Below are 13,008 nucleotides of genomic sequence, written 5' to 3' on the forward strand. Positions count from 1 at the left end.
TTATTGCATAGCTAATCATTTTAATTGTTTCAAGCTAACTATATTTTCTCTATAAGAGATAATTTAGTCATTTGTGTCTTTGTGAAAAATCGAAATAAAGGCATAATAGCCATGCAAAAAAATCATGGATGATGAATAAATGAGTAACAGACTCCCTTCGACAAAGAACTTGCAGGCCTTTTTAGCAACGGCTCAGCATTTGAATTTCACCCATGCCGCTGAGTCGCTGAATATGACGCAAGGCGCGATCAGTCGTCAGATTCAATCGTTAGAAAGCATGATGGGGATTGCACTGTTTTATCGTCAGGCTAGAGGGTTGGCGTTAACACCTGAAGGGGCAAAATTCATTCCTCTGGCAGAAGACATTATTACTCGTCTTCAACTTTCGATTCGAGAAGTCGCTGATAGTGCGAACCGGATTAAGCTGAATGCGCCAAGCTGCATTACAAGCTGGTTGTTATCGCGCCTAGCCAACTTTCAACAAGCCTACCCAGAAATCAACGTTGAACTGACGTCGACTACCAAACACCAAGCCGTTCCCAATTTTGATAATTTTGATCTGATCGTGAGTTACGGAAAACCGATACGCAGCAAAACCGTCGAACAGACTTTGTTGTTCAATGAGATATTAGCGCCAGTGTGTTCGCCTGAGCTTTGGACGAAGCTTGATACAGAGATGGATGAAACCGAAGTCTTAAAGCAATTTACGTGGCTGCACGCCAACCCTGAGCAGTCAGACTGGTCGATGTGGCTAGCGTCGCAGGGGCATTTACATCTCAAGGGTAAAGGTAATCAGACGTTTGCGACATTGGATCAGGCGATGAATGCCGCTCAGCAAGGCTTTGGTATGGCAATAGGTGATATTACGTTGGCCAAGCAAGATATTGAATTGAAACGCCTGACTCAGCCTTTTGAAGCGATAGTGCACTCGGGGAATGGGTATCACTTGCTCAACCCACACCATGGAGAAAATGAACGGGTTGGTCAACTGATTGAGTGGCTGACCGCTAACCCGTAATAGTGTCTTCTACAATGCGTCTTAGCCATAGCATCGTTTCGTTTTGACGATTCTTGTGATGATAATAGGCGTAAACATTGGGTGTCAGCGCGACGTTATCTAACAAGATAGGAAGGCGACGTAACTTGTCGAGCTTTTCAATGTTTGTCAGGCTTGAGCCGGGGAACATCATATCGGTGTTCAACACGACATCGATAACCGCTGAAGGAAGCTCGGAGCGAAAGGCAATTTTGTGTTCGACTCCTCTCATATTCAGAAGCTTTTCCGCAAAGGATTGATTGGAGTTCCAATCAGCGGCGATGATGGTTGCAAGCTCAAAATCCATGCTCGAATCGAGAGCGATGGCATCCCCTTTAAACGGGTGATCTTTTCTGATGTAGGCACTGAAGCTATCTTGCGCGACTTTTTTGCTGATCAACTCTTTTGGCGCATGACCGATTTCATAGTTGACCCCAAGCTGTACCTCGTCATTGATGAGTTCTTGCATGGTGCTTTTAGACCAATTGAGCAGGTGTACTTGCACGTTAGGGGCTTGCGAGCGAATTGCACCGAAGATTTCACTGGCGAATGAGCTGAGTATAAACGGAGCGAGTGCGACTTTTAATGTGCCAGTGAGCTCGTTTGGGTCAAATTCGTTAGACGCATTTATTGCTGTGGAAAGTTCATCAATTAACGGAGAAACATTGTCGGCAAGCTTGTTCGAGTATTCCGTGGCTCTTAATCCGGTATGTGTTTTAACAAACAGTTCGTCACCAAAATGCGCTCTTAGCCTTTGCAGTGCTTTACTCACCGCAGGCTGTGAGACAAACAAACGCTCAGCGGCTTTACGCATATTCCGTTCTTGATGAAGAATAATGAATGTTCGCAGTAAATTAAGGTCAAGGTTTGAGAACAGATCTTTTGCCATACAAGCCTCCATGCTTTATCGATCTCTACGAATCATAGCGTTAATCACACGCAGTGACTAATCCAATTTCGCTATAGATGCTTTTACTTCAATCAGTTAAGCGTGACCGCTAGTACGCTTTAATGCCAAACTGTTTGAGTTTTGATGGCAGTACATCGTCGAGCTTTTCAATCTCATCTGGGAAGACTTCAATGAGGCTAAAATTGTGGGCTTCGTATACGTCTCGTATTGTTTTCTGGTCTTGCTCAGACATGGCACCTGAATCGTTGCCCCAATACTGTAGGTAGACTTTCCCGCTCGGCAGATAAAAGTCGCTGAGCACATCCGATTCAATGGGAAGCTGGCGGTCATATGCGTGCACAACGCCATTCATGTAGAGCCAGTTGTCGATGATGAGCTCGGCTTTTGAGCGGACATAATGGCCATCTAAGGTGCGGTGTTTGGCTTCGAACTTTTGACGAAAACTAGACAAGGATTTATCTGTCGCATGAGCTTCGGCATCTTGACCTGAGAACTCTACAATGGATTGACGTAAGCGTTTGTTCCGAACAATTGAATCATGCCAAACCACAAACTTCTGCTCACTCTCTTTGTCCTCTCGCTGATATCCTCCAACGGTTAGCCCCGACTCCGTGACGCTCCAGCCTGACTCACCTTTGCTGATCCAACCTAACTCTTTCAGCAGTTGATTGATCTTTTTAGCATTTAACGAGAATCGCTGCCCGATTTGAGTCGCACTCAGTGTTTCGCCACTTGTTGCATCAGAGTCAATAAGAAGATTCTCAGGCCAAACAATGAATTGCCCGAACTTAGGGTGATTGATGTATTCGCCACCAAATCTGCGCCCTGTTTCGGTTAGCACCCAAGCTTCTTCTGAGCGGTTGATATAACCCGCGGTTTTTAGTTCTTGGAATAACTGTTTGGCGTCGGTTTCACGCAGTTTTGCCAGTGCCGTAGTAGAGATTTTTTCGGGCATATCATTCTCCTTATAGGTGCCCATATTGTTGAGTTAAAGCGTTGAAGAATCAAGCTTCAGGCAGGAATGAATAGATGGGGAGCAAAAAAGGGAAGTAAGTAATTACTTCCCTTAATTGTAATTTAGGTTCGGATTAGGACTGGAATGTATTTAATACGACTTGGTTTCGCCCTAAGCCTTTTGCTTGGTAGAGCGCTTTGTCTGCTCGGCCTATAGAGATGTGTTGGCTGTCTCGGTTAGAAGTAATGCCAATGCTTACAGAATATTGCAGTGGTACATCATCGTAGACCATCTTGGATTGTTCGACCATGTGGCGGAACATTTCACACTGTTCATACGCATCGTTTTCGTCGTTGGCTCTAAACAAAATGCAGAACTCCTCGCCACCAAAGCGAGCAAGGCTCAATGAGTTGGGTTTGGGGAAGTATTTTTTCATCAGTTCGGCAGTATGAGAAATCACTTGGTCGCCACATAAATGTCCATATTTGTCATTGATACGTTTGAAGTGGTCGATATCCAGAATCGCTAAGTAGACATTCTCTTCGTCAATATGAGCGTCGATTTTGTCTCTTAAAACGAGCTTGTTATCTAGGTGGGTCATGACATCTTTGCTACGCAGCTTTTTATGCAAAAGCAGGTTTGAGAGTGCAACTTCTGAGTAGTCACGGATCATACGTAGAATACTGCGATAGGTCGGGAAGGTCGCCTTCATGTAGATCACAGCGATCAGCCTATTTTTGTCGAAAAGTGGGATCGTATAGTGACGAGAGTTGATTTGTAGCTTTTGCGCCAGTGGGTCTGTATAGCGTTTGCCCGTATAGCTAAGCGAGCTAGGTGAAAAGCGTTTTGCGAGCTCTTTATCTCTCAAAACGATGTTGCTATTTCCATGATAATCAACGGTGCTGAAGTGGCCGTAATCTGAATCATAGAAACAGAGCTGAACGCCGTTGTGGTGACAGAAACGATCTAAGATTGCTCTCAGTCCGTGTTTAAAGTCGGCCAATTCTGCTTTGTTGTTCAGCTCCGCCAAACTGCTATTGAGCTGATAGGTTAAGTAGTTGATAACAACAGCGAGGAAAAGCAGCGAAGCAATAACGATGGCAGTCAGAGAAAATTGGTAGGATGTTGAGAGAATGTCGGAGCGATCCGTGCCTGAAATAAAGACCCAATTGTATGGGTTTTCACCGTCATACACGGACATTTTGAATTGGCTCTGATAGTAATATTCGTGTTTTCCGAAGCGCAGGCCACCACTGATAAGTTCACTGATTCCGGCATGGTAGCTAACGGAAGGAGAACCTATTCGGTCTGGATCTGGGTGAAATACCAACCTTCCTGTAGTGTTATCGACCACAAATACGTAACCATGCTCTAATGTGCGAAGGCCACGTAGGCTTTGCGTGGTGTATTTGAGGTCAAACTCTAGCCAAATCTCGTTAAGGTTCTCTTGAATAAATTTCACGGCAAATACCCATTGATTTGCGCGCTTTTTGTATACCGACGATACCTCAATATTGCTACCAATATGTTCTAGTGGACGCCAAGCGATATCATCTCGCTGCTCTGCTTCTGTTGGATACAGTAAGATAGAACGGTACTGATTTGTTTCATGATTGACGTAGATAATATCGCTATAAGAGGGAAAGTTCTCAAGGGTGCGTTTGGCGTTGTCGTCGAACTCAGTGACGGAGGCGCTGTCGTTGAGTAAGTAAAGCTTACTGGCAGCCGCTTCTACTTGGGAAAAAACGAGGTTGGATGCGGTTTTCAGGTTTGAAAAAGACTGTTGATAAGCACTTTGTTCTGATTTTATGAGTTGCTGATACGCCGCATATATCATCCCTATCACCAATAGTATGATATACGGCCTCAAGGTGCGGATGAGGAGTTTTGGTAAAGCCATTTATGCCAACTGATTATTTTAAAGCTATAGTAATTATGCGCCGTATAGTAAACGGATTTTACAAGCACATCAATGCATAATAATCTAGTGTTTGGCTTAATTTTTGTTATTAATTTGAGCGGCATGTCACCATATCGCTCATTTTTGTGAGGTTAGGCTTTAGCAAAAAAGATGGCAATTGAAGCAGGGGCAACCAGCACTTGTTTATGATCGATTGTCTGGTGAAGCTCATGAGAGTCCGTATTACAGATCATATTCCACTCTTTTATATCTGTCTCTGGTAGGGTAAACCGAGCAGGAGCATTGGTCTGGTTGATACAATAGAACAGCTCATTTCCCTCTTTTCCTATGCCTAGGTGCAGAGCAACAGAACTCAATCGATTCCAATCGTCATGCTCCATGAAAGCGCCATCTAGACGCCGCCAGAATATGCGGTTGGTGTTGCGTTTTTCTCCGCTGAATGCTCGGATGAATGGCACCATAAATTCTTGGCGTGCTTTTACCATCTCAGCTAACCAAGATTTGAACTGTTCTTTTCGTTCAGACGATTGCCAGTTGAGCCAGCTCAGTTCGTTATCTTGGCAGTAGGCGTTGTTGTTACCTTGCTGAGAATGCGATAAAACGTCAGCGGTTAAAATGTGTGGGATACCAAAGGCAAACAGTAAGCTTGCCATGAAGTTTCGCTTCTGTTTCTCACGCTTTTCGATAATGGTTGGGCTTTCGGTTTCCCCTTCGACACCGTAGTTGTCAGAACGGTTGTCACCATGACCATCTCGGTTTTGCTCACCGTTTTCTTCATTGTGTTTGTGTTTGTATGAGACGAGGTCTTGCATGCAGAAACCATCGTGATACGTGATGTAGTTGACGGTCAGCTTGTAAGGCCAGTTCGCTGCACTGTAAAGATCACGTGAACCCATTAGTCGGGTTGCAAACTCTTTCAAGAAGCCCTGATCACCGCGCCAGAAACTGCGTGTGATGTCTCTTAGGCGATCATTACATTCATTCCAACCGAATGGAAAATTACCGACTTGATAACCGTTAGGGCCAATGTCCCAAGGTTCGGCGATGAGTTTTACTTCACGAAGCACAGGGTCTTGTGCGACTGCCTTAAAGAATGCCGCATCTTGGCTGAAGTGCTCACCATGGCGACCAAGCGTTGCTGCAAGATCAAAGCGGAACCCATCGATTTTGTATTCACTAACCCAGTAGCGAAGCGTGTCCATGACGAGGTTTAGTGACGGTTGGTAGGCAAGATCAACGGTGTTACCACAGCCAGTGTAGTTTGCGTAATGTTCACCATGTTGGATGTAGTAGCGTTTATCTAGGGCTTTTAGGTTAAATACTGGGCCGTCAGCGCCACCTTCAGCGGTGTGGTTGTAGACAACGTCGAAGATCACCTCGATACCATTGCGATGCAACTCTCTGATCGCTGTTTTTAACTCTGTCACGGCGTCTTGTGTGGCGTAGCGTGGGTCTGGCACCATGAATAAGTATGGGTTGTATCCCCAGTAATTGACCTTATCCATCTTTAATAGGTGCGGCTCATGCATACATGCCGCGACAGGCAATAACTGCAGTGTGTTGATGTTTTGCTGTTTGTAGAAATCCAGCATAGGTTGGCTAACCAAGCCTAGATAGCAGCCGCGTTGATTCCCATCCACTTCACTATTGAGTTTTGTCAGCCCTTTCACATGGGTTTCAAACAGAACCATCTCTTCACGAGGTCTGTTTGGGCTTTCGACGCCTTGCCAGTCAAAGTTGTCATCAACGACTACACATTTGGCAAGCTTAAAGCTTTCTGTAGAAGAGAAAGGTAAGTTGTAGTGAAGCGGTTTTTCCAACGCCTTTGCATAAGGGTCAGAGACAAGATGAGGCTCGTCGCCGTTCTCAACAATATAAGCGTACTTTTGTCCGGCTTTGATTCCTGGCAAAAAGGTATAACGAACGCCTGCGTATTCACCTTCTAGATTGAATGTGGTGAATTCTCCATTGCAATCAAATAGCGCGAGCTGAATGTCTTTGGCATCTGGGGCAAATATAGAAAAGTTACACCCTTGTTCGCTAGGCGTAGCACCTAAAGGGTAAGGACGGGATCGCTGCATCATTATGGCTTTCTATCAGTATTTATTGCTTATATCTCTAGTTAATAGATTTGCATACTGCAGGTCAAGCGGCAGATTGAAAAAGTGACTTTGTAATTTTATTTCAATCATTGAGGCCAATTATTGAAAAAAGTGAGCTCCATAGCATTTTGTTCGGGTTATTTTTCTCCTCCTCGGAAAACTCACCCCTATTATTGTGATACAGGCAGTTAAAATACCGTTCTGTATAATTTCTACTCCTTTCTCATCCCCCCTAAATATTTCTCATCTGGAGGATTCGAGCTTTCTACTCCCTCTGTAATCTTGTCAGTGTTGAAACAGAACGGGGGTGCGACCCCCATCTTACCTCTCTTATTTTATCTGTTGCTGCCTTTACAGAGAGAGCGAAGAGAGCAAAAGAATAATAATCCCTAAATGGAGTTAATAATGAAAAAAGTAAGTGTAATTGCTGCTGCAGTGGCAACCGCATTAATGGCTGGATCGGCTATTGCTGCGGAAGCAAGTTTAGAAGAGCGTGTCGCACAACTGGAGGCGCAACTGGCTGAAACGACAGCGGTTGCGGAAGAAGCGCAAGCAACGGCTTCAGAAGCGGATAGCGGTTTTGAATTCCATGGCTATGCTCGTCAAGGTGTTGTTTATAACGGTGATGGCTCTCGCTTAGACAAAGGTGGCTTCCACGACCAAGGTGCGTTCTTCCACCCAGCGGCGCCTTATCTACATAACTACCGTTTAGGTAATGAACCTCACAACTACCTAGAAGCTAACCTAAGTAAGAAGTGGACGACTGAGTCTGGTACTTGGGCTAAGTTCTATACAACACTTGCTACACACCAATACTACGCTGACTCTGCGTTCAGTGAAGGCAATGGTGGTGATGACAACGATCTGTCGTTCCGTCAAGTTTATGCAGAGATGGGTAACCTAGATTTCCTACCTCAAGGCGCAACAATGTGGGCTGGTAAGCGTTACTACGGCCGCGCAGATATCTATCAATCAGACTTTTTATACCGCATTTACGATGGTACTGGTATCGGTGTCCAGAACATTGCGGTAGGTGAACAATCTCTAGATATTGCTTACATTACAGCAGACCGTGGTAGCTGGACTCCTCAAGATGCAGATGGCATCGATGAGCTACAGCACAACTTGAATGTGGCGTACAAAGGCGTTAAAGGGCTTGGGGGTTCGTTTGATTTTGAAATGAACTTAGCTTATGCAGGTAACCGTGCAGACAACACAGGAACTATTGACGGTGTTGCGGTAGATACTGATAAGCCTGAATTTGGCTATAACTTCGCGGTAACTTACGGCCGTGGTGACTTCTTCGGTTTCGCAGACGGTTGGTCTAAAGTCGCAGTGATGGCTGGTGGTGGCTTAGGCGCATCTCACCAATCTAACACTCTGTTTATCAACAACGAAGATGCGTTTGGTGCTCGTGTAGCGGCATTCGGTGTTTGGGATATCTCTGATGACTGGGACATGATGGCAGAGTTCGTCTATGACCGTAACAAAGATGGCGAATACCTAACGGATGATTCAGTTAATGGATACACTGGCGGCACTCAAGATATTGAGTACTACACTGTTGGTGTAATGCCAGTATACAAAGTGACACAGAACTTCTCTATTCAGTCTCAGTTCTCATATGAGTACGGTAGCTCTGACTTCGAAGGTTCGAAAGACTACAAAATCTGGCACGGTGGCTCGGCTTACCTAGATGGAAGCTCAATGTACAAAGCGACGATTGCGCCAACTGTAACGCTAGATTCTGGTAATTTCTGGGCTAAACCAACATTCCGAGCATTTGCTACGTATGCGACTTGGGATGATGAAATCGGTGCAACTGGCCAAGGTGTTGGTACAAATGGTTCAGCAACCGACAACGATTACGAGATCACTTACGGTGTACAAATGGAAGTTTGGTTCTAAACAAACTTTTCAAAACTACTGTCCTAGAACCCTCGCTTAGGCGAGGGTTTTTTCGTATTTATTCGAGTAAGTTCAATTTAATTTTTCAAAGTGTGATCTTGATCGGCCTTAAATTTTCTTTCAAAGAAAACTTAAAAACAATAGATATTTTATATAGTTACGATTTTCTGATAATTCACATATTTGTAATACTAGTGAAAAACTTTCCCTATAAGTGACTAGTTGCACTTAATTTTTTCTTTTTTCGTACTACGTTTTAGTTGTTCGCGCAGTTTTAGTCTATTCAGATTAAATCGGACAGGGTTAAACCAAATACGGACATTAGAAAATGAATATTAAATTATTAGCCGTCGCAGTTACGGCAGCAGCATGTGGTACAAACGCCTTCGCAGCAGAAATCTACAACAGCGATGGTTCAACAATTTCTCTTGGTGGTTATGTCGATGTCGGTCTCGGCGAATACGGCTCTAGTGATGAAGTCGAAGTACACCAAGTTTCTCCTCGAATTAATATTGGCGGCACTCAAGATGTGGGTAACGGCGTCACGGTCGATGCCAAAGGTGAATGGCAACTTGACTACCTAGATGGCGGAGATACGTCATTCACCACTCGTTTAGGTTACTTGGGTGTGACCCATGAACAGGGTGGTCGTTTAGTACTGGGTACGCAATGGGCACCGTATTACGACATCGCAGGTGTAGCAGATATGCCAATTGCGTTCGCCAATGACTTTCTTTACGAAAACCATGGCAACCTAGCGACAGGTCGTGGTGATAAGATGGTGACTTATCGCAAGGGCTTTATGTTTGCTGATGATATGTCACTGGACTTTGGTTTAGGTTGGCAAGGCAAGCATAACGAAGGTTTAACGGTTTATGATGCTCGTGGTCAGATCGCAGTATCCTTCTCATTCATGGGCGCTTCGTTAGGTTACGTTTATAACGGTGGTGAAGTTAACAATGTTGATGCTGAGTCGAACGCAGTTTCCCTGAAATACGGTAGCTACGGCGATGGTATTTATGCGGCGTTAGTCTACGCGATGAACGATCAGTTCTATGATGGTCTGTACGAATCTGACCAATATGAAGCGCTTCTTGCTTATGGCTTAGGTAATGGACTAAACGTGAGTGTGAACTACGAAGCGGTGGATGGTAAGGCGACATCGGCTTCAAGCAGTCAAACACAATTTAGCCAAAGTGCGATTCAAGCTGAATACAACTTTACACCTAAGCTAGTTGGTTTCGCTGGTTACCAAATTGATCTGGGTGATGATGATCCTGCAACGGAAGATGACGATAAGTGGACTTTCGGTGCTAGATACTTCTTCTAAAAAGAATCTACTGCCTTAACACAATGATAGTGTTGACGCCTATTCACTTTGAATAGGCGTTTTTCTGTCTATCTAGGCTCAAATAAGTTATCTCCTTATCAATAATATGGGGAAAAGCTCAGAGTTTTGGATACTGCCTCTCCACTTTACAGCGAATTGAATTAGAATATGCGCTCTTAATAATCAGTTCAGGGAAGATGAGATGAATTCAGTGAGGCTTGAGGAGAGCTTGGTGCATCCAAGCAAAATATTATGTGTCGGTCGTAATTACCTTGAACACATCCATGAGCTAAACAACGCTATTCCTGAACAGATGGTGGTATTCTCCAAACCGTCCACGTCGATATCATCTCAACTCAATGCTTATCATCAAGAACGTCTGCACTATGAAGGAGAGATCTGTTTTATCGTACAAGAAGGCGAGCTATCAGCGGTTGGGCTTGGGTTAGACCTCACTAAGCGTGATTTGCAATCTAAACTCAAGTCAAAAGGGCTGCCATGGGAGCGCGCGAAAGCGTTTGATGGCTCAGCGGTATTTAGCCGTTTTATTCCGCTTGATGGGATCGACATTGAACAGCTTGAGATTGAACTCTTCATCAACTGCGTTCGAGTACAAAAAGGTTCGGTTAAGCAGATGATGTACTCACCAAATGCGATTCTTAACGAGCTTAAATCTTACACAACGTTATGTGATGGTGACATCATTATGACGGGCACGCCACAAGGTGTTGGTGAGGTGCATGAATCGGATGTGTTTCTTGCTCGATTGATTCAAGCGGAGCAAACGTTGATCGAAATCGAATGGGTCGCACAGTAAAACCCTTTACTTTACCCTAAGGGCAAGGATTAACCTTCAATAGAGCTTACTATTGGAGGTTTTTTTATTATGGGTTGTTGCAACAAAGCCCCTAAAGGTGGCACGACGAATCTTGGCCTGTTACTGAAGCTTGTCGTCGGTATGGCTGTTTTCTTGTTTTTGATTATCGCTCTGTTTGGATGATTTTTTAGCACTATTCAATCATGTGCCTATTGTTAACTTGTTGATAATAAATGAAATAGAGACCAGAACCCTTGTTCATCCGCAATAGATGACGATTTTAAATGTTATGGTTCGATTTATACTCCGTTAATCGTATCTATTGTGATTATTTATAATGGATATTGTTGTAAAGTTGAACTAAAATCCCGCCTCCTCCTGTTTCTGTAAAATTATTATTATGATCGACATCTCTGTGCTACCGGTGTATCTAACCGCAGTGGTAGCCCTTCTATTGTTGCCTGGCCCTGATATGTTACTTATTGCGAGCTCGAGTATGAGCTATGGCCGACGAGTAGGCATTTTCGCAAGCTTAGGTAATGCGACATCGGGGATTATCCTAACTTTATTAGCGGCGCTTGGTGTGTCTGCATTGATTGCAATGAGCCCTTTGGCACTTAAAGCTCTGCATCTATTGGGTGGCGCATATCTGCTAAAAATGGGCTGGGATTGCCTAAGAGCAAGTGCTGCGGATGCGCCTGAATTGGACGGGAATAATAAAGTTGCCACGACTTTTTACCAAAGAGCGTTAGTCAGTAACCTACTTAATCCGAAAGCATTGGTCTTTTTCGTTATGTTCCTTCCGCAATTCGTGTCTGGCAACATTACGGCCAGCTCAGGTGAGCAGATGCTGGCGCTTGGGTTGCTGCTCAATGTTCTTGGTCTACTGTTTAACTTGCTGCTTGTTGCTCTTGTAGGAACGCTTGGTAAGCCTCTGCTAGAGAACGCAAAGTTTCGAACTTATCAGCATAAAGTGATGGGCGGGGTATTTGTGATACTCGCTATTTGGATGTTAAGCTCATTTGCAAGCTAACCAAACAATTAAAGCCAGCCGTTAGCTGGCTTTTTTTATCTCTGCTGATCGCGGTACAAGGATGACATTTATGAATGTGCAGTTTGTTCTTAATCCACCTAAGAATATTAAAGACGTTATCTACAATGGGCTTAAAGCATTCAATTTAAAACACTTTCCAGATGAAGACGTCAGCTCTTTGGCTTGCTATGCGGCAGATGAACATGGGGACTTTGTTGGAGGTCTAACAGGAGAGATTTTTACCACCTCTTTGTTTGTCGAGTTCTTCTGGGTGGATGATAAAAAACGTCATTCAGGAGTAGGCTCTATTCTGATGGAACGATTAGAGAAAGAAGCAGTCCAAATGGGCGTAACGGATGTTTACCTTGATACGTATAGCTTTCAAGCTCCTGACTTTTACAAGAAATTGGGGTTCATCGAGGTGGGCAGGTATACGGATTTCCCAACTCAGGGTATTGATAAAATCTTCTTACAAAAGAGAATTGTATAGGTAGGTCAACAGGCCCTAGTATCTTGCAATACCCTAACAAAACTTTCTAACGGCTTGTCATAATCTGACGGGTTTTAATTTCGGTCACCAACTTCGGTAAACAACCAATTTGCAACAACCTTTAGCGATATCTCATTCAGCAAAAATCACTCTCATCCTCATTGGGTGGGTTTTTGCTATATGTCTTTCGCAGAATGCAGGTTGGCAGTCTGTGTGCGAATTTAAAACGTCGTTCTTAACTGACCACACCATGCAATCATCGCAGTCAAATGACCTCGGTGAGCAGTGTGACCTCACGGAAAAGCTTCTCAGTAGCGCCAAAGCCAGCTTAGAACACGTCATTATTGCCGTGTTCATCATTGCACTTGTTTTGGTCGCTTGGCGGATTGTGAGCAATCATGCTGCGCCAGCGTTTACAGAACCTATCCCTCCAAACAACCGGCTGCATTTAACGTTTTGTGTCTTTAGAGAGTAACGCCGCGACCGACTAACTTTTTTGTTAGCGC

At 44.2% G+C, this 13,008-nt stretch carries 11 protein-coding genes; 7 read left to right on the forward strand and 4 right to left on the reverse strand.

The features are described from left to right. Positions 1–139 precede the first annotated feature (139 nt). Entirely contained in the window at positions 140–1,018 is an 879-nt protein-coding gene (locus F0231_RS00815) for a LysR substrate-binding domain-containing protein (RefSeq protein WP_171757818.1), read from the forward strand. On the opposite strand, the gene F0231_RS00820 is transcribed toward F0231_RS00815, so the two are convergent. The 4 genes from F0231_RS00820 to glgX form a co-directional block, all read right to left on the reverse strand. Further along, positions 1,008–1,925, reverse strand: coding sequence for a LysR family transcriptional regulator (locus F0231_RS00820; protein WP_171757819.1), 918 nt, complete (start codon positions 1,923–1,925; stop codon positions 1,008–1,010). The genes F0231_RS00815 and F0231_RS00820 overlap by 11 nt on opposite strands. A 109-nt stretch (positions 1,926–2,034) precedes the next feature. Beyond that, positions 2,035–2,901 (reverse strand): glycerol kinase, encoded by an 867-nt coding sequence (locus F0231_RS00825; RefSeq protein ID WP_171757820.1) that lies wholly within the window; start codon positions 2,899–2,901, stop codon positions 2,035–2,037. A gap of 133 nt (positions 2,902–3,034) precedes the next feature. After that, complete coding sequence (locus tag F0231_RS00830; RefSeq protein ID WP_253825688.1) at positions 3,035–4,738, reverse strand: diguanylate cyclase; 1,704 nt, start codon at positions 4,736–4,738, stop codon at positions 3,035–3,037. A gap of 215 nt (positions 4,739–4,953) precedes the next feature. Next, positions 4,954–6,903 (reverse strand): glycogen debranching protein GlgX, encoded by a 1,950-nt coding sequence (gene glgX, locus F0231_RS00835; protein WP_171758072.1) that lies wholly within the window; start codon positions 6,901–6,903, stop codon positions 4,954–4,956. 426 nt (positions 6,904–7,329) lie between these two features. Between glgX and F0231_RS00840 the strand changes: the two genes are divergently transcribed. The 6 genes from F0231_RS00840 to F0231_RS20890 all read left to right on the forward strand — a co-directional run bounded on the left by F0231_RS00840 (position 7,330) and on the right by F0231_RS20890 (position 12,977). Further along, positions 7,330–8,832, forward strand: coding sequence for a carbohydrate porin (locus tag F0231_RS00840; RefSeq protein ID WP_171757822.1), 1,503 nt, complete (start codon positions 7,330–7,332; stop codon positions 8,830–8,832). A gap of 328 nt (positions 8,833–9,160) precedes the next feature. Beyond that, positions 9,161–10,162 (forward strand): porin, encoded by a 1,002-nt coding sequence (locus tag F0231_RS00845; RefSeq protein ID WP_171757823.1) that lies wholly within the window; start codon positions 9,161–9,163, stop codon positions 10,160–10,162. 202 nt (positions 10,163–10,364) lie between these two features. After that, positions 10,365–10,979: a fumarylacetoacetate hydrolase family protein gene (locus F0231_RS00850; RefSeq protein ID WP_171757824.1), complete on the forward strand. Its 615-nt coding sequence runs from the start codon at positions 10,365–10,367 to the stop codon at positions 10,977–10,979. Between the two features lie 400 nt (positions 10,980–11,379). Continuing rightward, positions 11,380–12,012 carry a LysE family translocator gene (locus tag F0231_RS00855; RefSeq protein WP_171757825.1) on the forward strand — a complete coding sequence of 211 codons (633 nt, stop codon included), beginning with the start codon at positions 11,380–11,382 and terminating at the stop codon, positions 12,010–12,012. Between the two features lie 70 nt (positions 12,013–12,082). Beyond that, entirely contained in the window at positions 12,083–12,502 is a 420-nt protein-coding gene (locus F0231_RS00860; RefSeq protein WP_171757826.1) for a GNAT family N-acetyltransferase, read from the forward strand. A 211-nt stretch (positions 12,503–12,713) separates the two neighbouring features. Further along, on the forward strand, positions 12,714–12,977 hold the full coding sequence (locus tag F0231_RS20890) for a hypothetical protein (RefSeq protein WP_367613449.1): 264 nt from the start codon (positions 12,714–12,716) through the stop codon (positions 12,975–12,977). Positions 12,978–13,008: the final 31 nt, after the last annotated feature.

Source organism: Vibrio sp. RE86, from assembly GCF_013114545.1.
In the GTDB taxonomy this organism is placed as follows: Bacteria; Pseudomonadota; Gammaproteobacteria; order Enterobacterales; family Vibrionaceae; genus Vibrio.

Excerpts from the sequence above, each read along its gene's own strand:
- F0231_RS00845 (WP_171757823.1), top strand. The coding sequence starts at position 9,161 with ATGAATATTAAATTATTAGCCGTCGCAGTTACGGCAGCAGCATGTGGT.
- F0231_RS00815 (WP_171757818.1), top strand. The coding sequence starts at position 140 with ATGAGTAACAGACTCCCTTCGACAAAGAACTTGCAGGCCTTTTTAGCA.
- F0231_RS00840 (WP_171757822.1), top strand. The coding sequence starts at position 7,330 with ATGAAAAAAGTAAGTGTAATTGCTGCTGCAGTGGCAACCGCATTAATG.
- F0231_RS00825 (WP_171757820.1), bottom strand. The coding sequence starts at position 2,901 with ATGCCCGAAAAAATCTCTACTACGGCACTGGCAAAACTGCGTGAAACC.
- glgX (WP_171758072.1), bottom strand. The coding sequence starts at position 6,903 with ATGCAGCGATCCCGTCCTTACCCTTTAGGTGCTACGCCTAGCGAACAA.
- F0231_RS00860 (WP_171757826.1), top strand. The coding sequence starts at position 12,083 with ATGAATGTGCAGTTTGTTCTTAATCCACCTAAGAATATTAAAGACGTT.
- F0231_RS00850 (WP_171757824.1), top strand. The coding sequence starts at position 10,365 with ATGAATTCAGTGAGGCTTGAGGAGAGCTTGGTGCATCCAAGCAAAATA.
- F0231_RS00820 (WP_171757819.1), bottom strand. The coding sequence starts at position 1,925 with ATGGCAAAAGATCTGTTCTCAAACCTTGACCTTAATTTACTGCGAACA.
- F0231_RS00855 (WP_171757825.1), top strand. The coding sequence starts at position 11,380 with ATGATCGACATCTCTGTGCTACCGGTGTATCTAACCGCAGTGGTAGCC.
- F0231_RS00830 (WP_253825688.1), bottom strand. The coding sequence starts at position 4,738 with ATGATATATGCGGCGTATCAGCAACTCATAAAATCAGAACAAAGTGCT.